Raw genomic sequence first — 18972 nt, forward strand, 5'->3', positions numbered from 1 at the left:
TGCAGGGGGGACCCTGTGGGAGAGTAGGACGCCGCCGAACAATCATTCAGAAGAACCCCCATCCGGATTCCGGATGGGGGTTCTTCGCGTTTCCCGGAAAACGGGCGGAAGCCGGCCGGGGTCGGGCCGGCGGCCCCTGACGGACCCCCGCCGAGTGGCTGCTCCTCCGTCAATATGCCGCTAAAACCGCCTGATCAGTGGACTGATCAGCGGAATACCGCCGCCCACGCCGTAGTCTCGAAGGCAGGGGGAACAGGTGTCCGGGGGTGGCTCCCGGGCAGAGCCGGATCAAGAATGGTGCTCATGGGACGAGGCAGGCTGCGCATCTACCTCGGGGCGGCCCCCGGGGTCGGCAAGACGTACGCCATGCTCGCCGAGGCACACCGGCGGCAGGAGCGTGGCACGGACGTCGTGGTGGCGTTCGTGGAGGACCACGGCCGGCGACGGACCGCGGACCTGGTGGCCGGGCTGGAGGTCGTGCTCCGGCAGCAGGTGGTGCACCGGGGCGCCCGGTTCTCCGAGATGGACCTGGACGCCGTGCTGGCCCGCCGCCCGGAGGTGGCGCTGGTGGACGAGCTGGCCCACACCAACGTGCCCGGCTGCCGCAACGAGAAGCGCTGGCAGGACGTCGAGGAACTGCTCGCGGCCGGGATCGACGTGATCTCCACCGTGAACGTCCAGCACCTGGAGTCGCTCGGTGACGCCGTCGAGGGCATCACCGGGGTGCGTCAGCGCGAGACCGTCCCGGACGAGGTGGTCCGCCGGGCGGACCAGATCGAGCTGGTGGACATGTCCCCGCAGGCGCTGCGGCGGCGGCTGGCGCACGGCAACGTGTACATGCCGGAGAAGATCGACGCCGCGCTCGCCAACTACTTCCGGCCGGGCAACCTGACGGCGCTGCGCGAGCTGGCGCTGCTGTGGACCGCGGACCGGGTCGACGAGTACCTGCAGAAGTACCGCGCCGAGCAGGGGATCGTCGGCACCTGGCAGGCCCGGGAGCGGATCGTGGTCGGCCTGACCGGCGGTCCCGAGGGGGCGACGCTGATCCGCCGGGCCGCCCGGATCGCGGCCAGGGTCTCCGGCGGCGAACTGCTGGCCGTGCACATCTCCCGCTCCGACGGGCTGGCCGGCACCGGCTCCCCGCAGACGCTGATCGAGCAGCGCGCGCTGGTGGAGAGCCTCGGCGGCTCCTTCCACAACGTGCTCGGCGACGACCCGGCCGCGGGGCTGCTGGACTTCGCCCGGGGGGTGAACGCCACCCAGATCGTGCTGGGCACCAGCCGCCGCCCCGGCTGGCAGTATCTGTACGGGCCCGGCGTCGGCACCCTGGTCACCCAGAAGGCCGGGGACATCGACGTCCACATGGTCACCCACGAGCACGCCGGGCACGGGCGGCGCAACAAGATACCCGTGCGACGGATCACCGACCTGGGCCGGACCAGGACCATCGCCGGCTGGCTGGTCGGGCTGGTCGGCCCGCCGGTGCTGGCGCTGGTCCTGACCACCATCGGCGGGCTGGGCCTGTCCACCGACATGCTTCTGTTCCTGTCGCTGACGGTGTGCGCGGCACTGGTCGGCGGGCTGCTGCCGTCCATCGGCTCGGCGCTGGTCGGCTCCTCGGTGCTGAACTTCTACTTCACCCCGCCGCTGCACACCTTCTCCATCAACGAGCCGCAGAACATCATGGCGGTGGCGATATTCACCATCGTCGGCTGCTCGGTCGCCTCCGTGGTGGACCTGGCGGCCCGGCGCACCCATCAGGCGGCCCGTGCCCAGGCCGAGGCGCAGACGCTCAGCGCGCTGGCCGGCACGGTGCTGCGCGGGGCCCCCAACGGGGACGGCGTGCTGACCGCGCTGATGGAGCAGGTCCGGGAGACCTTCGGACAGGAGAGCGCCGCGCTGCTGGAGCGCCCCGAGCCGACCGGCGGCTGGGTGCCGGTCGCCACCGCCGGGCCGCGCCCGCCCGGGCGCCCCGAGGAGGCCGACGTGGACGTCCCGGTCGGGGAGAGCCTGGCCCTGGTGCTGCGCGGCCGGGTGCTGCCCGGCACGGACCGCCGCCTGCTGGGGGCGTTCGCCGCCCAGGCCGCCGTGGTGCTGGAGCGCCGCCGACTGGCCAGGGAGGCCGCCGCGGCCCGCCGAGAGGCCGAGGGCAACCGGATCCGCACCGCCCTGCTGGCCGCCGTCTCGCACGACCTGCGCACCCCGCTGGCGGGCATCAAGGCCTCGGTGACCTCGCTGCGGTCGGCCGACGTGCAGTGGGACCCGGAGGACGAGGCGGAACTGCTGGCCGGCATCGAGGCCGGGGCCGACCGCCTCGACCACCTGATCAACAACCTGCTGGACATGAGCCGGCTCCAGACCGGCACCGTCACCCCGCTGATCCAGGAGACCGACCTGGACGAGGTGGTGCCCTACGCCCTCGGCGGCGTCCCGCCGGAGTCGGTGCGGCTGGAGGTGCCGGAGACGCTGCCGATGATCCGCGCCGACGGCGGACTGCTGGAGCGCTCGCTGGCCAACCTGGTCGAGAACGCCGTCAAGTACAGCCCGGAGGGCGTCCGGGTGCTGGTCAAGGCCGACGCCCTCCAGCCGCCGGGCCGGCCGGGCCGGGTCGAGCTGCGGATCGTGGACCGCGGACCGGGCGTCCCGGAGGACGCCAAGGAGCGGATCTTCGCTCCCTTCCAGCGCTACGGGGACGCGCCGCGCGGCGCCGGGGTCGGACTCGGCCTCGCGGTGGCGCGCGGGTTCGTCGAGGCCATGGACGGTACCGTCACCGCCGAGGACACCCCCGGCGGCGGCCTCACCATGGTCGTCAGCCTGCCCGCCGTGGAACGGCCGCCGGAGCGGCCCGGCCCGGACGCGCCGGGCGGCGAGGGCCACGACCCGCTCTCCGAACTGATCACCTGAGACCCGGCGGAACCACGCCGTACGCACAGCCGAGACAACAGTCCGTAAGATCCGACAGCCCGAAAGGCGGAGTCCGTAAATGACCCGGGTCCTCGTCGTGGACGACGAACCGCAGATCGTCCGCGCACTGGTGATCAACCTCAAGGCCCGCAAGTACGAGGTCGACGCGGCCCATGACGGGGCGAGCGCGCTGGAACTGGCCGCCGCCCGCCATCCCGACGTCGTCGTCCTCGACCTGGGCCTGCCCGACATGGACGGCGTCGAGGTGATCCGCGGCCTGCGCGGCTGGACCCGGGTGCCGATCATCGTGCTGTCGGCCCGGCACGCCTCCGACGAGAAGGTCGAGGCCCTGGACGCCGGCGCCGACGACTACGTGACCAAGCCCTTCGGGATGGACGAACTGCTCGCCCGGATGCGGGCCGCCGTACGCCGGGCCGAGCCGGTCGCCGGGGAGGACGACTCGCTGGTCGTCACCGAGAGCTTCACCGTCGACCTCGCCGCCAAGAAGGTCAACCGGGACGGCACCGACGTACGCCTCACGCCTACCGAATGGCACCTGCTGGAGGTCCTGGTCCGCAACGCCGGCCGACTGGTCAGCCAGACCCAGCTGCTCCAGGAGGTGTGGGGCCCGGCCTACCGCACCGAGACCAACTACCTGCGGGTCTACCTCGCCCAGCTGCGCCGCAAGCTGGAACGCGACCCTTCGCACCCGCGCCACTTCATCACCGAACCCGGCATGGGCTACCGCTTCGAGAGCTGACCGGCGGCTCCCCGGCGGCCTCCCGGCGGGGGCGACGCCTGCCGCCGGGGGCACCGAAACCGGTACCCTGCCGACATGAGTGGTGACAACAGCAGTGGCCAGCCGCCGGGGCGATTCCGCCGCATGTTCAGTCGGCTGACCACCTCGGCCGAGGAACTGGACGCCGAGGACCTGCGCCAGGAGATCGCCGCGGAGTCCGGCTGCACGCCGATCGCCGGCTGCGCCGACCGGCAGCTGGTCACCGTCGCGGGCACGCTGCGCACGGTGACGCTCCGCCCGAGGGCCGGGGTGCCGGCCCTGGAGGCCGAGCTCTTCGACGGCACCGAGGCGCTGGAGGTCGTCTGGCTGGGCCGCCGCTCGATCGCAGGCATAGAACCGGGCCGTAGGCTCGTCGCCAGCGGCCGGATCAGTTACGCACGCGGGCGCCGCGTGCTGTTCAACCCCCGCTACGAACTGCGTCCGGTCGGACACGGGAGCGAATGAGCGTGAGCAACCACCCCGGCGGAGACGCCGCCGCCCGGATCGACCTGGACGCCGCCGACGTGGCGGCCTGGCAGGACACCGCCGCCGCCGAGGCCGTGGACGGACTGGCCCGGTCGATCGAAGGCACCGCGCCGGCCGCCGAGCGGCCCCTCGACCCGGAGGCCGCCGAGGCCGCCCGGAAGGCCGCCTCCAAGGAGGCCGCCGACACCATCCTGCAGGCCTTCGGCGGCGTGCGCGGCATGATCGACATGACGCTGCCCGGCCTCGTCTTCATCGTCACCTACAACCTCACCCACCAGGTCAGCGCCGCCGCCTGGGCCGCGCTCGGGCTCAGCGCCCTGTTCGTGGTGGCGCGGCTCGCCCGGCGGGAGACCATCCAGCACGCCTTCAGCGGCGTGTTCGGCGTCGCCCTCGGCGCCTGGATCGCGATGAAGAGCGGCAAGGCCGAGGACTTCTACCTGCCCGGCCTGCTCTGGAGCGTCGGCTACTGCACCGCCCTCGCGGTCTCCGCCGTGGTGCGCTGGCCGATGATCGGGGTGATGCTCGGCCCGATCACCGGTGAGATGTTCACCTGGCGCAAGGAGAACCCGGGCCGGCTCGCCGCCTACACCAAGGCGACCTGGGCCTGGGTGGTGATCATGGGCCTCAAGCCGGTGATCCTCTTCCCGCTGTACTTCACCCACAACGTCAATCTGCTCGGCTGGTTGAAGGTCGCCCTCGGCATCCCGCCGCTGCTGCTGGCGATGTACGTCACCTGGCAGATCCTGCTCAAGGCGCCGCCGCCGATCAAGGCGCCGGTCGACGAAGAGGAGGAGGAGTCGGCGAAGTAGCCGCTCCGCTCCGGTGCGGTGCATCGCTCCGCTCCGCTCCGCACCGCACGCGCACTGCACGGCCGAGGGCCCGCACCCCCCGACGGGGGTGCGGGCCCTCGGCCGTACTCGCGTTCGCTGCGCGCAGTTCGCTGCGCGCCGTTCGCCGTGCGCTGCCCGGCCGTGCGCTGCCTACTGGGCGCCGGAGGTCGCCGACAGCAGCTGCTCCAGCTCCTCCTCGCGCTCCTGCGCGGCCACGAAGAGCAGCTCGTCGCCGCCCTCCAGGGTGTCGTCCTTGGCCGGCACCAGCACCCGGCCCTCGCGGATGATGCTCACCAGCGCGGTGTCCGGCGGCCAGGTGACGTCGCCCACCCGGGTGCCGACCAGCTCGGCCTCCCCGGCCAGGGTCAGCTCGACCAGGTTGGCGTTGCCCTGGCTGAACCGCATCAGGCGGACCAGGTCGCCGACGCTGACCGCCTCCTCGACGAGCGCGGACATCAGGCGCGGGGTGGAGACGGCCACGTCCACGCCCCAGGACTCGTTGAAGAGCCACTCGTTCTTCGGGTTGTTCACCCGGGCGACCACCCGCGGCACCGCGTACTCGGTCTTGGCGAGCAGCGAGACGACCAGGTTGACCTTGTCGTCACCGGTCGCGGCGATCACCACGTGGCAGCGCTGCAGCGCCGCCTCGTCCAGCGAGGTGATCTCGCAGGCGTCGGCCAGCAGCCACTCCGCCATGGGCACCCGCTCCACCGAGATGGCGTTCGGGTTCTTGTCGATCAGAAGGACCTCGTGACCGTTCTCCAGCAGCTCGCCCGCGATCGAGCGACCCACGGCACCGGCCCCGGCAATGGCGACCCGCATCAGTGACCCTCCTCCTTCGGCCCCTGCGCGAACGCGGCCTCGACCGCCGTCAGGTCGGCCCGGCGCAGCATCACGTGCACCAGGTCGCCCTCCTGCACCACCATCTGCGGCGAGGGGAGCATCCCCTCGCCGAGCCGGGTGACGAACGACACCCGGGCGCCGGACGCCTCCTCCAGGCGGCCGATCCGCTGGCCCACCCAGTCCGGGTGGTACGCGACCTCGGCCAGCTGCACGCTTCCGCTCGGGTCCTGCCACAGCGGCTCGGCGCCGCTCGGCAGCAGTCGGCGCAGCATCTGGTCGGCGGTCCAGCGGACCGTCGCCACGGTCGGGATGCCCAGGCGCTGGTACACCTCGGCGCGGCGGGGGTCGTAGATCCGGGCCGCGACGTTCTCGACGCCGAAGGTCTCCCGGGCGACCCGGGCGGCGATGATGTTGGAGTTGTCACCGCTGGAGACGGCGGCGAAGGCGCCGGCCTCCTCGATGCCCGCCTCGCGCAGGGTGTCCTGGTCGAAACCGACCCCGGTCACCCGGCGCCCGTTGAACCCGGCGCCCAGCCGGCGGAACGCGGTCGGGTCCTGGTCGACCACGGCCACCGAGTGGCCCTGTTTCTCCAGCGTTCTCGCGAGGGCCGAGCCCACGCGGCCGCAGCCCATGATGACGATGTGCACCGGCGCTACCTCACCCGTCCCGAAGGGTTCTTGACCTGCGCAAACACCGTTCATCTCCCTTTCCCGCCCGGGCGTTCCGGGGCGAGGGTTCTCGTGGGGCGTCGGCCGGACTCCGCTCGACAACCAGAGTGTTGCCCACCGACTCGTATCCGACACGCTAGCCGGTCCACCGAACACAGTCGCGACGAAGGGGGGGATAAACGGCGCAAGCCCCGCCGGGAAACCCCTACGATTCCTTAACGTGCCTATGCCGACTGACCTTCCGAAACGCCTTCTGATCGGGCGCGCCCTGCGCAGTGACAAGCTCGGGGAGACACTCCTCCCCAAGCGGATCGCGCTGCCCGTCTTCGCCTCGGACGCGCTCTCCTCGGTCGCGTACGCCCCTGAGGAGATCCTGCTCACGCTCTCCATCGCGGGCGTCTCGGCGATCCACTTCTCCTGGCAGATCGGCGTCGTGGTCGCGGTCGTGATGCTCGCCGTCGTCGCCTCCTACCGGCAGAACGTGCACGCCTACCCCAGCGGGGGCGGCGACTACGAGGTGGCGACCGTCAACCACGGCCCGGCGGCCGGACTGGTCGTCGCCGCGGCCCTGATGGTCGACTACGTGCTCACCGTCGCCGTGTCCACCACCTCCGGCGTGGCCAACGTGGTCTCCGCCGTCCCGGCGCTACGCGGCCACGAGATGATCGTCTCGGTGGTCGTGGTCGTGCTGCTGATGGGCATGAACCTCCGAGGGGTGCGCGAATCCGGTTCCGCCTTCGCGGTGCCCACCTACGCCTTCATGGCCGGCGTGATCGGCATGGTCGGCTACGGGGTCTTCCGGCACTTCGTGCTCGGCCAGTCCATGCCCGCCGAGAGCTCCGGCTTCCACCTCGCCGCCGTCCCCGGCAACGACTCGCTCTCCGGCTTCGCGCTGGTCTTCCTGCTGCTCAAGTCCTTCTCCTCCGGCTGCGCCGCGCTCACCGGCGTCGAGGCGATCTCCAACGGCGTGCCGGCCTTCCGCAAGCCGAAGAGCAAGAACGCGGCGACCACGCTGCTGCTGATGGCGAGCATCGCCGTGGTGATGTTCATGGGCATCATCTGGCTGGCCCGGCTCACCGGCGTGCAGATGGCCGAGAACCCGGCCGAACAGCTGGTCGGCTCCGGCCCCGGCTACCACCAGAAGACCGCGCTGGCGCAGATCAGCGAGGCCGTCTTCAACAACTTCACGCCCGGCTTCTACTTCGTCGCCGCCGTCACCGGCCTGATCCTGGTGCTGGCCGCCAACACCGCCTTCAACGGCTTCCCGGTGCTCGGCTCGATCCTCGCCCAGGACCGCTACCTGCCCCGCCAGCTGCACACCCGCGGCGACCGGCTGGCCTTCTCCAACGGCATCATCCTGCTGGCGATCGCCGCCATCCTGCTGATCATCGCCTTCGACGCGGACCCGACCCGGCTGATCCAGCTCTACATCGTCGGCGTCTTCGTCTCCTTCAACATGAGCCAGTCCGGCATGATCCGGCACTGGACCCGGCTGCTGCGCACCGAGACCGATCCGGCGAAGCGGCGCCACATGCAGCGCAGCCGGGCGATCAACGGCTTCGGCCTGGTGATGACGATGGCCGTGCTGATCGTCGTCCTGGTCACCAAGATCGGCCACGCCTGGATCGCGATCGCGGCGATGGCCGTGCTGTTCGTGATGATGAAGGGCATCCGGCGCCACTACGACCGGGTCTCCGCGGAGCTCATCGCGGCCGAGGAGCCGGACGACGTGGTGCTGCCCACCCGGGTGCACGCCATCGTGCTGGTCTCCAAGCTGCACAAGCCCGCGCTGCGCGCCCTCGCGTACGCCCGGCTGGCCCACGCCCACACCCTGGAGGCCGTCACCGTCAACGTCGACCCGGCGGACACGGCGGCGCTGCGGCGGGAGTGGGACGAGCGCGGCATCGAGGTGCCGCTCAAGGTGCTGGACTCGCCGTACCGCGAGATCACCGGGCCGGTCCTGGACTACGTGAAGAACCTGCGGCGCAGCAGCCCGCGGGACGTGGTCGCGGTCTACATCCCGGAGTACGTGGTCGGCCACTGGTACGAGCACCTGCTGCACAACCAGAGCGCGCTGCGGCTCAAGGGGCGGCTGCTGTTCAAGCCCGGGGTGATGGTCACCTCGGTGCCGTGGCAGCTGGAGTCCTCGGAGCGGCGCAGGCCGCAGAAGGCCTGGTCGGCACCCGGATCCGTCCGCCGTGGCGAGCCGAGGGCGCCGAAGGCCGTAAAGTCGAAGGATTCCGCCCGTGCCGGTGCCAACGCCGGTGCCACCTCCGACCGCAGCAAGGACTCCTCCCAGTGACGCGCAACACTCCGCCCCGCTCCTCGGGCTCCTCCGGCGCCTCCGGCAAGGGCAAGGGCGCCCGTCGGGGCGGCTCCCAGCCCGGACAGGTGTCCCGGCCGCGCTGGGGTAAGCCGCGCCGGCCGGAGGCCACCGACCGTGACGGGCTGACCGTGAGCACGGCGCCGGTCGTGCCGGGGGAGGCCCCCACGGAGAAGCCCCCGCGGGCCGAGAAGCCGGCCCGGGGGGAGAAGCTCGCCCGCGCCGAGAAGGCCGTCCGGGACGGGAAGGGTGCGGCCGGGGCCGCTCCGAAGGCGCCGCGCAAGCAGGCGGTGCGGCCGCCGAAGGCGCTGCGCGGTGCGGCCGCGCGGCCGCCGCGGGCGTCGAGGCCGGAGACGCCGTCCGGGGACCCGCTGGTCGGCGAGCGCTACGAGGTCGAGGTCGGCCCGGTCGCGCACGGCGGCGGGCACTGCGTGGCCCGGCACGAGGGCCGGGTGCTGTTCGTCCGGCACGCGCTGCCCGGCGAGAAGGTGGTCGCCCAGGTGACCGAGGGGACCTCCACCTCGCGCTTCCTGCGCGCGGACGCCGTGGAGGTGCTGGAGCCCGCCAAGGACCGGATCGAGGCGCCGTGCCCGTTCGCCGGGCCGGGCAAGTGCGGCGGCTGCGACTGGCAGCACGTCACCCCGGGCGGGCAGCGCAAGCTCAAGGCCGCGGTGCTGACCGAGCAGCTGGCGAAGCTGGCCGGGCTGACCCCGGCCGAGGCCGGCTGGGACGGCAGCGTCGAGCCGGTCGGCGCCAAGCTGCCGGCCGGACAGGTGCCGGCCTGGCGCACCCGGGTGCAGTACACGGTGGACGAGGAGAGCGGCAAGGTCGGGCTGCGCAAGCACCGCTCGCACGGCGTGCAGGTGATCGACCGCTGCCTGATCGCCGCCGAGGGCGTCACCGAGCTGGGCATCGAGTCCCGCGACTGGCCGGGCGTGGCGAGCGTCGAGGTGTTCGCCGCGACCGGCTCCTCGGACCGCCAGGTGGTGCTGACCCCGCGCGACGGCGCCCAGCTGCCGCTGGTCGAGCTGGACAAGCCGGTGTCGATCGCCCGGGTCGACGACCAGGGCGACGTGCACAAGGTGCACGGGCGCGGCTTCGTCCGGGAGCGGGCGGCCGGGCGCACCTGGCGGGTCAGCAACGGCGGCTTCTGGCAGATCCACCCGGAGGCGCCGGACACCCTGGTCGACGCGGTGCTGGAGGGTCTGGACCCGCAGTGGGGCGAGAACGCGCTCGACCTGTACTGCGGCGTCGGCCTGTTCGCCGGCGCGCTGGCCGACCGGGTCGGCGAGGACGGCGCGGTGCTCGGCATCGAGTCGGCCAAGCAGGCCGTCGTCGACGCCCGGCACAACCTGGCCGCGCTGGACAACGTGCGGATCGAGTGCGACCGGGTCGAGGCGCTGCTGCCGCGCACCGGCATCACCGCCACCGACCTGATCGTGCTGGACCCGCCGCGGGCCGGTGCCGGACGCGAGACCGTCGCGCACCTGGTCGGCCTGGAGGCCCGCCGGATCGCGTATGTGGCCTGCGACCCGGCGGCGCTCGCCCGGGACCTCAAGTTCTTCCACGAGGGCGGCTACCGGCCGGTCTCGCTGCGGGCCTTCGACCTGTTCCCGATGACCCACCACTTCGAGTGCGTGGCCATCCTGGAGCCGGTCGCGGTCTGACCCCGCCGGTCGTCGAACGCCTGGAACGGCGGAGGAGGCGGCACCCCCTACGTCACGGGGTGCCGCCTCCTCGGCGTTGTGCGGGGCGCGCGCTACTCGTTGCGCTCCTCTTCGTCGGCGCTGTGCGGAAGGTCGATGCCGTGCTGGGCGGCGAGCCGTAGGAGCGAGGCGACCCGGCCCTCGTACGCCTGGACGCCGTCGGCGTCCCCTTCGGCCCGGGCCGCCGCGAGGTCCTGCCGGGCCTGGGCGAGCTGCTCGCGCAGCTCCTGGTCGAACATGGCTGTCATTGCCGGCCTCCACAAAACCGGTCGGTGCCGCTCGGGGAACGCTCAGGAGAGTTCAGAGTCCCGGATGGTGCAGGACTCTTCAAGTCAGGCCCGGTCGTGCCGGGGCCGTGCCGGGGGCGGGGCCGGGCGGCGGTGGGCACGGAGGGGGCCGGGTGGCGGAGGCCGTGGCGGGGTAGGGAGCGGGTGGGTGAGCGGCTCGGCGGGTGTCCGCCGGGCGTCCGCCGGGCGGTTCGGTCGGCAGTTCGGTTGGCGGTTCGGTGACGGAGGGGTTGCGTGGGGGCGTGCGGCAGGTGTGCGGGCGGTGTGCGTGCGCCCTTGTAGTGCTAGCACTTCGGCGCTAGCTTGAACGGCATGGGCAAGAAGCAGCTGAACGTCCGAGTGGACGCCACGACCGCCGAAATGGCCCGGGAACGGGCGGAGCAGCAGGGGATCAGCATGAACCAGTACATCGAACGCCTGGTCCAGCAGGACATGGGCGAATCGGGCCGGGCCTTCATCGACGCCGCCGCACAGTTCATGAAGGAGTACGAGACGGCGTTCCTCGCCGAGTTCGGGGATTCGGGCGAGCTCCAGGACGTGCGCCGTTGAAACTGGAGGTCGACCTCTCGTGGCTGCTCATGACCGCCGAGCAGTACACGCCCGGTGACCCGCAGGTCACCGACTACGGCTCGCTGCTCGCGGCCGTCACCCGGCACCAGGCCGAGATCTTCGACATCTCCGTCTACCCCGAACCCCAGGACCGCGCGGCCGCGCTGATGCACCAGCTGATCCGGGTGCCCGCCCTGGAGAAGACCAACGAGCTCTTCGCGACCGCCGTCGCCTACGCCTACCTCGTCGCCAGCGGCTGCACCGTCGCCACCACCGCCCGCGAGGTGCGCAGCCTCTCCCGGGCCATCCGGGAAGGGCGGCTGGGGGTGTCCGGGGTCGCCGAACGGCTGGCGGCCTGGGTGGTCGACGAGGCCGAGGGGGAGGGCGTCACGGGGGCGGAGGACGAGGACGAGGACGACGACTGAGTCGCGTCCCCGTCCGTCCGGTGCCCTTGTCCGTGCTGGTGTCGGCGCCGGTGCTGGTGGTAGCGCCGGTGGTGGCGCCGGCGCTGGTGCCGCGCGGGTCTAGGCCCGGGAGTCCGCGGTGGCGGGCTCCGCGATGAGGGCCGTCGCGAACGGGCGGAAGCCGGCCCGGCGGTAGATCCGGGCGACGTCTTCGTCGGCGGCGGACAGGAACACCGTCCGCACGCCGTTGGCGCGGGCGTGCGCCACCAGGGCCGCGGTGACCGCCAGGGCCAGCCCGCGGCGCCGGGCGGAGGGCAGCGTCCCGACCCCGACCACCTCGGTGACCGGGCCCACCGGGTTGTGCTGGCCCGCGCAGAGCACGTCGTCGCCCTCCAGCGCGGCCGCCAGCACGCTGACCCCGTCGGTGATCCGCTGCGCGATCCGCGCCACCCCGCCCTCGGACGTCAACGTGGCCGCGCTCACGGCCAGTTCGGCCGCGCCCGCGCTGCCGGTGGCGGTGCCCGGGGCGCCGAAGGCCACGTGCGGGACGGCCACCGCGTCGGCCAGCTCGGGGGCGTCCGCGGCCAGCACCCGTACCTCCACCCGCTCCGGGAGCGCCGGTGCCGGGGTCGTCCCGTCCTGCGGGCCGAGCACCAGCAGCGGGTGCTCGTGCACCGCCAGGCCGGCCGCCTCCACGGCCGCGCGCAGCTCGGGGTTCTGCTCGGCGACCCACTCGAAGGCCTCCGGCAGACCCAGCTCCCGCTGCCGCTCCAGCACCCGGCGCACGTCGTCGGCGGTGGCGGCCGGGCCGCCGTGGCCGGGGGTGGGGCGGGCGTAGTAGTGCCAGCCGGTCTCGCCGCGGCGGACGAACAGGGTCAGCGGGCCGAAGTCCTCCGCGGTGGCGGCACTGCGGGGCACGGCGTCGTAGTAACGCTCGATCCCGTCGAGCAGGGCCCGGTCGAGCGGGGCGGGGGCCGGAGCATGATCAGCAGAAGTCACGGCGGCATCCAAGCAGGGGCCGTGGTGGCGCGCCACCGGTTTGTGCGGCGGACCGGCGTTCGATTGTTGCCGAACGCTTACCCGCTCGCGGCGATCTTGTGCGTGTACGCCGGGCAAGCTGATGCCTTCACAGCTCTGCCGAGGGGGACGGCGGACATCCGCACTCGGCGAGGCAAGGGGGAAGTCAGGCCCATGAGGCTCTGCTTTCTGGTGGAGGAGCACTACCGGCGGGACGGCATGCCGCTGGACGTCGCGCGTCAACTCACCTCCTGGGGACACCGGGTGGACGTGCTGCGCCCCGGCGACTCGCTGCTCGCGATCTCCGAGGCGGTCCGGGCCGGCAGCCACGACGCCTGGGTGCTCAAGACCGTCTCCGGCGGACCCGGGCTCACCCTGCTGGAGGCGGCCGCAGCGGTCGGCCTCACCACCGTCAACGACGTCCGCTCGATCCGCGGCGTCCGGGACAAGGCGCTCGCCTCGGTGATCGCCCGCACCCGCGGCCTGCCCACCCCGGTCACCTACGCCGCCGCCCGCTGGGAACGGCTCGCCGAGATACCCGCCGCCGAGTACCCGCTGGTCGTCAAACCCGCGGACGGCAGCTCCGGGCGGGGCGTACGACTGGTGGCCGGATCCGACGACCTGATCGGCCTCGGCCCCGAACTCGCCGGGGAGGGACTGCTGATCGCGCAGCCGTACGTGCCCAACAGCGGCACGGACCTCAAGGTGTACTGCGTCGACGGCGAGCTCTTCGCGACCGAACGGGAATCGCCGCTGCACCCGGGGCAGGGCGTGCGCGAGCGGCCGGTGCCGCTGCCGGCCAGCGTCGCACGGATCGCCGCGCAGGTCGGCGAGGTGTTCGGGCTCGACCTGTACGGCGTCGACGTGCTGCTCGGGCCGGACGGGCCGGTAGTGGTGGACGTCAACGACTTCCCGAGCTTCCGGCAGGTGCCCGACGCGGTGGAACGGGTCGCCCGGGCGGTGCTGCGGCTCGCGCGCGGCGGTACGGCGGTGTCGGTACCCGCGCTGGTTCCGGTCGGCGGCGAGGAGTACGGCCGGATCGGCCTGGTGGACGGTGGGCTGCGGTGAGGGTCGCACTGATCACGGGCAACCCGGGGCACCCGCTGCTCGCGGCGGCGGCCGGGGTGCTGGAGCGGCGCGGCTGCCGGGTGGAGGCCGTCCCGCTCGACGGCTCTGCCCCGCAGGGGCCGCTCGCCGACGTCTACCTGCTCAAGGCGCGTACGCCCCAAGCACTGGCGCTGGCAGCGGAGTTGGAGCGACGCGGAGCCGCAGTGGTCAACTCGGCGGCGGCGACCGGGCTTTGTCAGGACCGGGTGCGGATGGCCTCGCTCGCCCGGGGCGCCGGACTGCCGTTCGCGGCGACGGTCACGGCCGGCGCGCTGGGCGAACTCACCGACCAGGACTACCCGTTCGTGGTGAAGAGCCGGCACAGCCGACGCCACGACCTGGTCGCGCTGGTCGACGGCGCGGCCCGGCTGCGGGAACTCGCCGAACGCCGGCCGCAGGAGGAGGTCGTCACCCAGCCGTACCTCCGGGGCAGCGGCTGGGACCAGAAGCTCTGGGTGATCGACGGGCAGGTCTTCGCGGCTCGGCGGCGGTCCGAACTCTCCGTCGGCGACGACGGGGTGGGGGCGGCGGAGGAGTGGGAGCCGTCCGACCGGCGGGCCGCGCTCGCCCTGCGGGTGGGCGAGGTGTTCGGGCTGGAGGTGTACGGGGTCGACCTGCTGGACGGGGCCGACGAGCCGGTGATCGTCGACGTCAACGCCTTCCCCGGGGCGCGCGGGCGGCCCGGAGCGCCGGAGGCACTCGCGGGGCTCGCCCTGCGGGTGGCGGCGGAGCGCGGGCGGGGGCGGGCTTCGGTCCGTTCGGTTTAGGCGGGGCGGGGCGGGGCGGGGGCGGGGGCCGGGGCCGGGGCCGGGCCGCGGTGCGGGTGGGCGGGGGCCGGGCTGCGGTGCGGGTGGGCCGGTGTCGCTCAGGCGGGCGGCCGACCACCGGCCGGGGTGGTTAGGCTGGCTGGCGCCCCCGACCGGCCGGGGCCGAACGGCGAGAGAAGACGGAACGTTGCTGCAGGACATCGAGCCCTACCTGGCCTGCCCCCACTGCGCGCAGGACCTCACCCGGCACGAGCGCAGCCTGCGCTGCCCCGCCGGGCACAGCTTCGACCTCGCCAAGCAGGGCTACGTCAGCCTGCTCGCCGGTGACGCCCACACCGGCACCGGCGACACCGCCGACATGGTCGCCGCCCGCGCCGACTTCCTCGCCGCCGGGCACTACCGGCCGATCGCCGACGCCCTGGCCACGGCCGCCGCCGCAGCTGTGGGTGATACGGCCGACGGCGGACCGGACGGCTCGGCGGGCCTCGTCGCCGACCTCGGCGCCGGCACCGGCCACTACCTCGCCCACGTCCTGGACACCCTGCCCGGCCGGGTCGGCGCCGCCCTCGACATCTCCAAGTACGCGCTGCGCCGCGCCGCCAAGGCCCACCCCCGGATCGGCGCGGTGGTCTGCGACGCCTGGCGCCCGCTGCCGCTGCGCGACGCCTCCGCCGACCTGCTCCTCAACGTCTTCGCCCCGCGCAACGGACCCGAGATCCGCCGCGTGCTGCGCCCCGGCGGCACCCTGCTGCTGGTCTCGCCCACCGCCCGCCACCTGCGCGAACTCGTCGCCACTCTCGGCCTGCTGTCGGTCGACGAGGAGAAGCAGCGCCGGATCGACGAGAAGCTCGGCCCCTACCTCACGCCCGCCGGCCGGCAGCCGGTCGAGTTCACCCTGCGGCTCTCCGCCCAGGACGTGCGGACCGTCGTCGGCATGGGGCCGAGCGCCTGGCACACCGACCCCGACCGGCTCGCCGCCGCCCTGGACGGGCTGCCCGAGCCGGTCGAGGTGACCGCCTCGGTGACGGTGGCCGCGTACCGGCGGCCGTAGCCGCGGACCGCCGTGGGTCAGCGGCGCGAGACGGGCCCGCCACGTAGGGATGAATCTGGCGAGCAGGGACGTTTCGCCCCGCCGGGCTACGGCTAACGTCCGACGGGTGAACCGCGACGCCACCGCGCCCGCCGGGCCGGCCCCACTGCGCCCGGGCGCCCCGGGCCCCGACCGGCCGCCAGTGCCACGCCCCACCGTCGAGGAGCTGCGGCTCACCGCCTTCAAGTCCTACCGGCGGGCCGTCCTGCCGCTCGCGCCGCTCACCGTGCTGCACGGGCCGGCCGGGGTCGGCAAGTCCAACGCCCTCGACGCGCTCGCCGTGCTGTCCCGGCTCGCCCTCGGCGAGGAGATCCCCGACTCCCTGGACGGGCTGCCCGACCGCACCGGCCCGCTCGCCACGCCCGTACGCGGCGGCCTCGGCGGATGCGTGCCGCACGGGCGGGACGCCGTCATCCTCGGCTGCACCGTCCGCTCGCCGCGCGGCCGGATCCGGCTCGACCTGGTGATCCGCACCGACGGCGCGGTCCGGATCGCCCGCGAGTCGCTCACCCTCGACGGCCGGACCCTGGTCGACACCGGCGAACAGGACGTCCGCAACGGGCGCGTCAACGTCTGCTGGCACAACGACACCCGGCAGGGGGACATCCGGGCACCGTTCCCCAGCAACACCATGATCACCGCCCAGCTGCCGCTCCGGGTGGCCGGCTCTTCCACCGGCGAACGGCTCGTCCTCGCCGCCGCCGAGGACCTGCTCACCGCACTGCGCGAGGTCTTCCCGCTGCACCCCGTCCCGGCCCTGATGCGCGGCTGGGCCAAAGCCGACCCGCAAGCCCGGCTGCGCGGCAACGCCGCCAACATCTCGGCCCTGATCAACCGGCTCGCCCACGAGTGCCCGCGCCGGTACGGGCAACTGCTGCGGGCCGTCCAGGAGGCCGCGCCCCACCCGCTGCTCGGCCTCACCCTCGCCGAGCGCGAGAGCCGGACGGGGCGCCGGGTACTGGCCGTCTTCGACGAGGGCGTGCTCGGGCGCACCGGCGCCGACCAGGCCTCCGACGGGATGCTGCGCCACCTCGCCTTCGCGGCGGTGCTGCTGACCGGGGCGGGGGTGCTCGACCTCGACGTGGCCGCCGAGGTGCCGTGGGCGCACCGGCAGCTCACCGTGCTCGCCGAGGACCTCGGGGCCGGGCTCGCCACCGAGCAGACCGCCTCGCTGCTGCGGCTCGCGCGGGACATGGCGGGGCGCAACCAGCTGCGGGTGGTGGCCGCGCTCCAGGAGCCGGCGGCGGCGCGGGAGGCGTTCGGGGCGGGCGAGGAGCGGACGGGGGCGGTGGCGCTGGTGGAGTGCCGGCGGGATCCGGCGACGGGGTCGACGGTGCTGCGGCCGGAGACGGCCCGGGTGCCGGTGCAGTACGGACGCGGGGAGGAGGGTCCGGCGGACACGGGGGGCGGGGGAGGCTCCGCTGTGGCCGGGGGAGCGGATGCGGTAGACCTGGGGGCGTGAACGAGCGAGTGACGAGGTCGGGGGAGTGGGCGGCGGACCGGTCGGCAGGGGCAGCCGGGTCGGCCGGGTCGGCCGGACTGTCCGGGTCGGCCGGGATGTCGGGGGAGCCGACGTTGGAGGGGCTGCGGCAGCGGCTGGTGGACTTCGCGGCGGCCCGGCGGTGGGAGCCGTACCACACGCCGAAGAACCTGGCGGCGGCGCTGAGCGTGGAGGCCGGGGAACTGCTGGAGATCTTCCAGTGGCTCACCCCGGAGCAGGCCGCCGCGGTGATGACGGATCCGGAACGGGCCCACCGGGTGCGCGACGAGGTCGCGGACGTGCTGGCGTACCTGGTGCAGTTCTGCACGGCGGTCGGGGTGGACCCGCTCGAGGCGCTCGCGGCCAAGATCGAGCGCAACGAGCACCGCTTCCCGGTGCCGGGCGAAGGGGCCGACGTCAATCCGGGCAAGGGCTGATCACCCTTGTGAGGGACGGAAGTTATCCACAACCCCCGGGTTTTCCACAGCTTTCGAAAGGGTGGATGCGTCCCACCCCACCCTCCCCGCACGCTCTCACCGTGACCACCCCACCGCCCCGGCGGCGGTGCTGGTCGACGGCGACGACGAGCGGAAGGAGCGGGGGCCATGGAGGCACTGCGACTGATCAAGACGGCCCGGCACGCCCTGGCCGAGGCCAGGCACGTACCGGACGTGCTGGCCGAGGCGCGGCAGGCGGCGCTGCTCACCGAGGTGGTGGGCGCCCGGCTTGCGGAGTCGGAGGGCGACGAGCTGACGGGCCTCGGCCAGCAGCTCGCCGAGGCGGGCGCCCACGCGGCGGTCTGCCTGGAGCGGTCCGTCGCCACGAACGCCCTGGTGAGCGGCGGCAGGGCCGGTCGGCTCACCGAACTCGGCGACACGGCGGCGACGTTGGGGGCGCTGGAGGAACTCCTGCGGGAGGTCGGGGAGACGCTCGTGGTGCTGGCCTGCGGGGCGGACACCGAGAGCCTGTACTGGACGTGCATCGACGGGGTCGATGCGGTGTCGGAGTGCAAGGACGTGGCCGCGCGGTTGCGCGAGGCGACCGGGCCGGGCGGAGCGGCCGAGCGGTCGGCGCTCGGTGGCGCGGAACCGGAGCCGGTATCGGACGGTCAGGGCGCGCCGTTACTGGTGGTCCGGCTCGGCCCGCCGGGTGCGGGCGGGCCGACGGAGGAGGAGCGGGCGCCGGACTACCGGGTGCCGGACGTGGAGTCGGAGGTGTCGTTGACGGCGGGATAGACGGCGGCCGGGGCGATGTCCCGGGAGTTGGACTGCAGCGCGGCGAGGTCCGCGGTCACCGAGGCGAGCAGTTCCTGCATCTGCTCGAGCAGGGTCTTGGGGGTCGCGGGTCCGGCCGAGTCGCCGGTGGCCGAGCCGGTCGGGCTGCTCGGGAACGGCGGCGTGGCAGAGGGTACGGACATGACGGGGACCTCTTCGGATCGGTGGTGCGGTGTGCCGCACCGACCAACGAACCGTTCCGGCAGCCGGTCACCGCGCACCACCCGATGCGGTCCAACTCCGGTACGCCGTAAGCCTCTCGGGTGATCCGGGGTTGCCGCTGCAACACGGCCTCGGCTAGGGGCGCGAATTGACGAGGGCGGAGGAGGGCCGAGGAAGCGGCGGTGGGTGGGCGGCGGGCGGAGGCGGGAGGGAGGGGGAGGGGGAGGGGGGAGGGCCCCAGAGAACCGGTGAGGAACAACAGCAGGGCGCCCGGCGCGGCGCCGACGCCGCGCCGGG

At 73.7% G+C, this 18972-nt stretch carries 19 protein-coding genes; 14 read left to right on the plus strand and 5 right to left on the minus strand.

Annotated elements, in window-relative coordinates; translation table 11 throughout:
• Positions 1-303 precede the first annotated feature (303 nt).
• The 4 genes from ACZ58X_RS36045 (at position 304) to ACZ58X_RS36060 (ending at position 4977) form a co-directional block, all read left to right on the plus strand.
• Positions 304-2904: an ATP-binding protein gene (locus ACZ58X_RS36045; protein ID WP_470337800.1), complete on the plus strand. Its 2601-nt coding sequence runs from the start codon at positions 304-306 to the stop codon at positions 2902-2904.
• A 79-nt stretch (positions 2905-2983) separates the two neighbouring features.
• Positions 2984-3664 carry a response regulator gene (locus ACZ58X_RS36050; RefSeq protein WP_033351413.1) on the plus strand — a complete coding sequence of 227 codons (681 nt, stop codon included), beginning with the start codon at positions 2984-2986 and terminating at the stop codon, positions 3662-3664.
• Between the two features lie 75 nt (positions 3665-3739).
• Positions 3740-4147 (plus strand): OB-fold nucleic acid binding domain-containing protein, encoded by a 408-nt coding sequence (locus ACZ58X_RS36055; protein WP_470337801.1) that lies wholly within the window; start codon positions 3740-3742, stop codon positions 4145-4147.
• 2 nt (positions 4148-4149) lie between these two features.
• Positions 4150-4977, plus strand: coding sequence for a DUF3159 domain-containing protein (locus ACZ58X_RS36060; protein ID WP_470337802.1), 828 nt, complete (start codon positions 4150-4152; stop codon positions 4975-4977).
• A gap of 171 nt (positions 4978-5148) precedes the next feature.
• Here the strand turns inward: ACZ58X_RS36060 and ACZ58X_RS36065 are convergent, their stop codons facing one another.
• Entirely contained in the window at positions 5149-5820 is a 672-nt protein-coding gene (locus ACZ58X_RS36065; protein ID WP_375893042.1) for a potassium channel family protein, read from the minus strand.
• Entirely contained in the window at positions 5820-6488 is a 669-nt protein-coding gene (locus tag ACZ58X_RS36070; RefSeq protein ID WP_375893044.1) for a potassium channel family protein, read from the minus strand. The genes ACZ58X_RS36065 and ACZ58X_RS36070 overlap by 1 nt, the downstream gene beginning before the upstream one ends.
• 247 nt (positions 6489-6735) lie before the next feature.
• Between ACZ58X_RS36070 and ACZ58X_RS36075 the strand changes: the two genes are divergently transcribed.
• Together ACZ58X_RS36075 and ACZ58X_RS36080 are read left to right on the plus strand one after the other, a co-directional pair.
• Positions 6736-8811 (plus strand): APC family permease, encoded by a 2076-nt coding sequence (locus ACZ58X_RS36075; protein ID WP_470337803.1) that lies wholly within the window; start codon positions 6736-6738, stop codon positions 8809-8811.
• A 392-nt stretch (positions 8812-9203) separates the two neighbouring features.
• The gene (locus ACZ58X_RS36080; RefSeq protein WP_470337843.1) at positions 9204-10499 is read left to right on the plus strand and encodes a class I SAM-dependent RNA methyltransferase; all 1296 of its coding nucleotides are present in this window, start codon (positions 9204-9206) and stop codon (positions 10497-10499) included.
• A gap of 92 nt (positions 10500-10591) precedes the next feature.
• On the opposite strand, the gene ACZ58X_RS36085 is transcribed toward ACZ58X_RS36080, so the two are convergent.
• Positions 10592-10786, minus strand: a complete 195-nt coding sequence (locus ACZ58X_RS36085) for a hypothetical protein (protein WP_360245804.1) — start codon at positions 10784-10786, stop codon at positions 10592-10594.
• 351 nt (positions 10787-11137) lie between these two features.
• Here ACZ58X_RS36085 and ACZ58X_RS36090 point away from each other — a divergent pair, with 351 nt between their 5' ends.
• Together ACZ58X_RS36090 and ACZ58X_RS36095 are read left to right on the plus strand one after the other, a co-directional pair.
• A complete protein-coding gene (locus ACZ58X_RS36090) occupies positions 11138-11374 on the plus strand; it encodes a toxin-antitoxin system HicB family antitoxin (RefSeq protein ID WP_030291064.1) in 237 nt (78 codons plus the stop codon).
• A complete protein-coding gene (locus ACZ58X_RS36095; RefSeq protein ID WP_188305350.1) occupies positions 11371-11799 on the plus strand; it encodes a fic family toxin-antitoxin system, toxin component in 429 nt (142 codons plus the stop codon). Before ACZ58X_RS36090 ends, ACZ58X_RS36095 begins: the two co-directional genes overlap by 4 nt.
• Positions 11800-11898: 99 nt before the next feature.
• Here ACZ58X_RS36095 and ACZ58X_RS36100 read toward each other — a convergent pair whose 3' ends face one another.
• Positions 11899-12777, minus strand: a complete 879-nt coding sequence (locus ACZ58X_RS36100) for a GNAT family N-acetyltransferase (RefSeq protein WP_470337804.1) — start codon at positions 12775-12777, stop codon at positions 11899-11901.
• Positions 12778-12969: 192 nt separating this feature from the next.
• Between ACZ58X_RS36100 and ACZ58X_RS36105 the strand changes: the two genes are divergently transcribed.
• The 6 genes from ACZ58X_RS36105 to ACZ58X_RS36130 all read left to right on the plus strand — a co-directional run bounded on the left by ACZ58X_RS36105 (position 12970) and on the right by ACZ58X_RS36130 (position 18474).
• Positions 12970-13863, plus strand: coding sequence for an ATP-grasp domain-containing protein (locus ACZ58X_RS36105; protein WP_470337805.1), 894 nt, complete (start codon positions 12970-12972; stop codon positions 13861-13863).
• Positions 13860-14669 carry an ATP-grasp domain-containing protein gene (locus ACZ58X_RS36110; RefSeq protein WP_470337806.1) on the plus strand — a complete coding sequence of 270 codons (810 nt, stop codon included), beginning with the start codon at positions 13860-13862 and terminating at the stop codon, positions 14667-14669. The genes ACZ58X_RS36105 and ACZ58X_RS36110 overlap by 4 nt, the downstream gene beginning before the upstream one ends.
• Before the next feature lie 187 nt (positions 14670-14856).
• Positions 14857-15720: a putative RNA methyltransferase gene (locus ACZ58X_RS36115; protein WP_470337807.1), complete on the plus strand. Its 864-nt coding sequence runs from the start codon at positions 14857-14859 to the stop codon at positions 15718-15720.
• Positions 15721-15826: 106 nt separating this feature from the next.
• Complete coding sequence (locus tag ACZ58X_RS36120) at positions 15827-17221, plus strand: AAA family ATPase (protein WP_470337808.1); 1395 nt, start codon at positions 15827-15829, stop codon at positions 17219-17221.
• Positions 17222-17316: 95 nt separating this feature from the next.
• Positions 17317-17676 carry a nucleotide pyrophosphohydrolase gene (locus ACZ58X_RS36125; protein WP_470337844.1) on the plus strand — a complete coding sequence of 120 codons (360 nt, stop codon included), beginning with the start codon at positions 17317-17319 and terminating at the stop codon, positions 17674-17676.
• 168 nt (positions 17677-17844) lie between these two features.
• The gene (locus tag ACZ58X_RS36130; RefSeq protein ID WP_470337809.1) at positions 17845-18474 is read left to right on the plus strand and encodes a DUF6099 family protein; all 630 of its coding nucleotides are present in this window, start codon (positions 17845-17847) and stop codon (positions 18472-18474) included.
• On the opposite strand, the gene ACZ58X_RS36135 is transcribed toward ACZ58X_RS36130, so the two are convergent.
• On the minus strand, positions 18426-18656 hold the full coding sequence (locus ACZ58X_RS36135; RefSeq protein ID WP_470337810.1) for a hypothetical protein: 231 nt from the start codon (positions 18654-18656) through the stop codon (positions 18426-18428). The genes ACZ58X_RS36130 and ACZ58X_RS36135 overlap by 49 nt on opposite strands.
• Positions 18657-18972 lie beyond the last annotated feature (316 nt).

Source organism: Kitasatospora sp. NPDC040550 (assembly GCF_055594965.1).

What these genes read in the sequence shown, in the direction of transcription:
- ACZ58X_RS36045 (WP_470337800.1), top strand. Translation starts at nt 304, where the DNA reads ATGGGACGAGGCAGGCTGCGCATCTACCTCGGGGCGGCCCCCGGGGTC.
- ACZ58X_RS36050 (WP_033351413.1), top strand. Translation starts at nt 2,984, where the DNA reads ATGACCCGGGTCCTCGTCGTGGACGACGAACCGCAGATCGTCCGCGCA.
- ACZ58X_RS36055 (WP_470337801.1), top strand. Translation starts at nt 3,740, where the DNA reads ATGAGTGGTGACAACAGCAGTGGCCAGCCGCCGGGGCGATTCCGCCGC.
- ACZ58X_RS36065 (WP_375893042.1), bottom strand. Translation starts at nt 5,820, where the DNA reads ATGCGGGTCGCCATTGCCGGGGCCGGTGCCGTGGGTCGCTCGATCGCG.
- ACZ58X_RS36075 (WP_470337803.1), top strand. Translation starts at nt 6,736, where the DNA reads ATGCCGACTGACCTTCCGAAACGCCTTCTGATCGGGCGCGCCCTGCGC.
- ACZ58X_RS36085 (WP_360245804.1), bottom strand. Translation starts at nt 10,786, where the DNA reads ATGACAGCCATGTTCGACCAGGAGCTGCGCGAGCAGCTCGCCCAGGCC.
- ACZ58X_RS36090 (WP_030291064.1), top strand. Translation starts at nt 11,138, where the DNA reads ATGGGCAAGAAGCAGCTGAACGTCCGAGTGGACGCCACGACCGCCGAA.
- ACZ58X_RS36105 (WP_470337805.1), top strand. Translation starts at nt 12,970, where the DNA reads ATGAGGCTCTGCTTTCTGGTGGAGGAGCACTACCGGCGGGACGGCATG.
- ACZ58X_RS36125 (WP_470337844.1), top strand. Translation starts at nt 17,317, where the DNA reads ATGTCGGGGGAGCCGACGTTGGAGGGGCTGCGGCAGCGGCTGGTGGAC.
- ACZ58X_RS36130 (WP_470337809.1), top strand. Translation starts at nt 17,845, where the DNA reads ATGGAGGCACTGCGACTGATCAAGACGGCCCGGCACGCCCTGGCCGAG.
- ACZ58X_RS36135 (WP_470337810.1), bottom strand. Translation starts at nt 18,656, where the DNA reads ATGTCCGTACCCTCTGCCACGCCGCCGTTCCCGAGCAGCCCGACCGGC.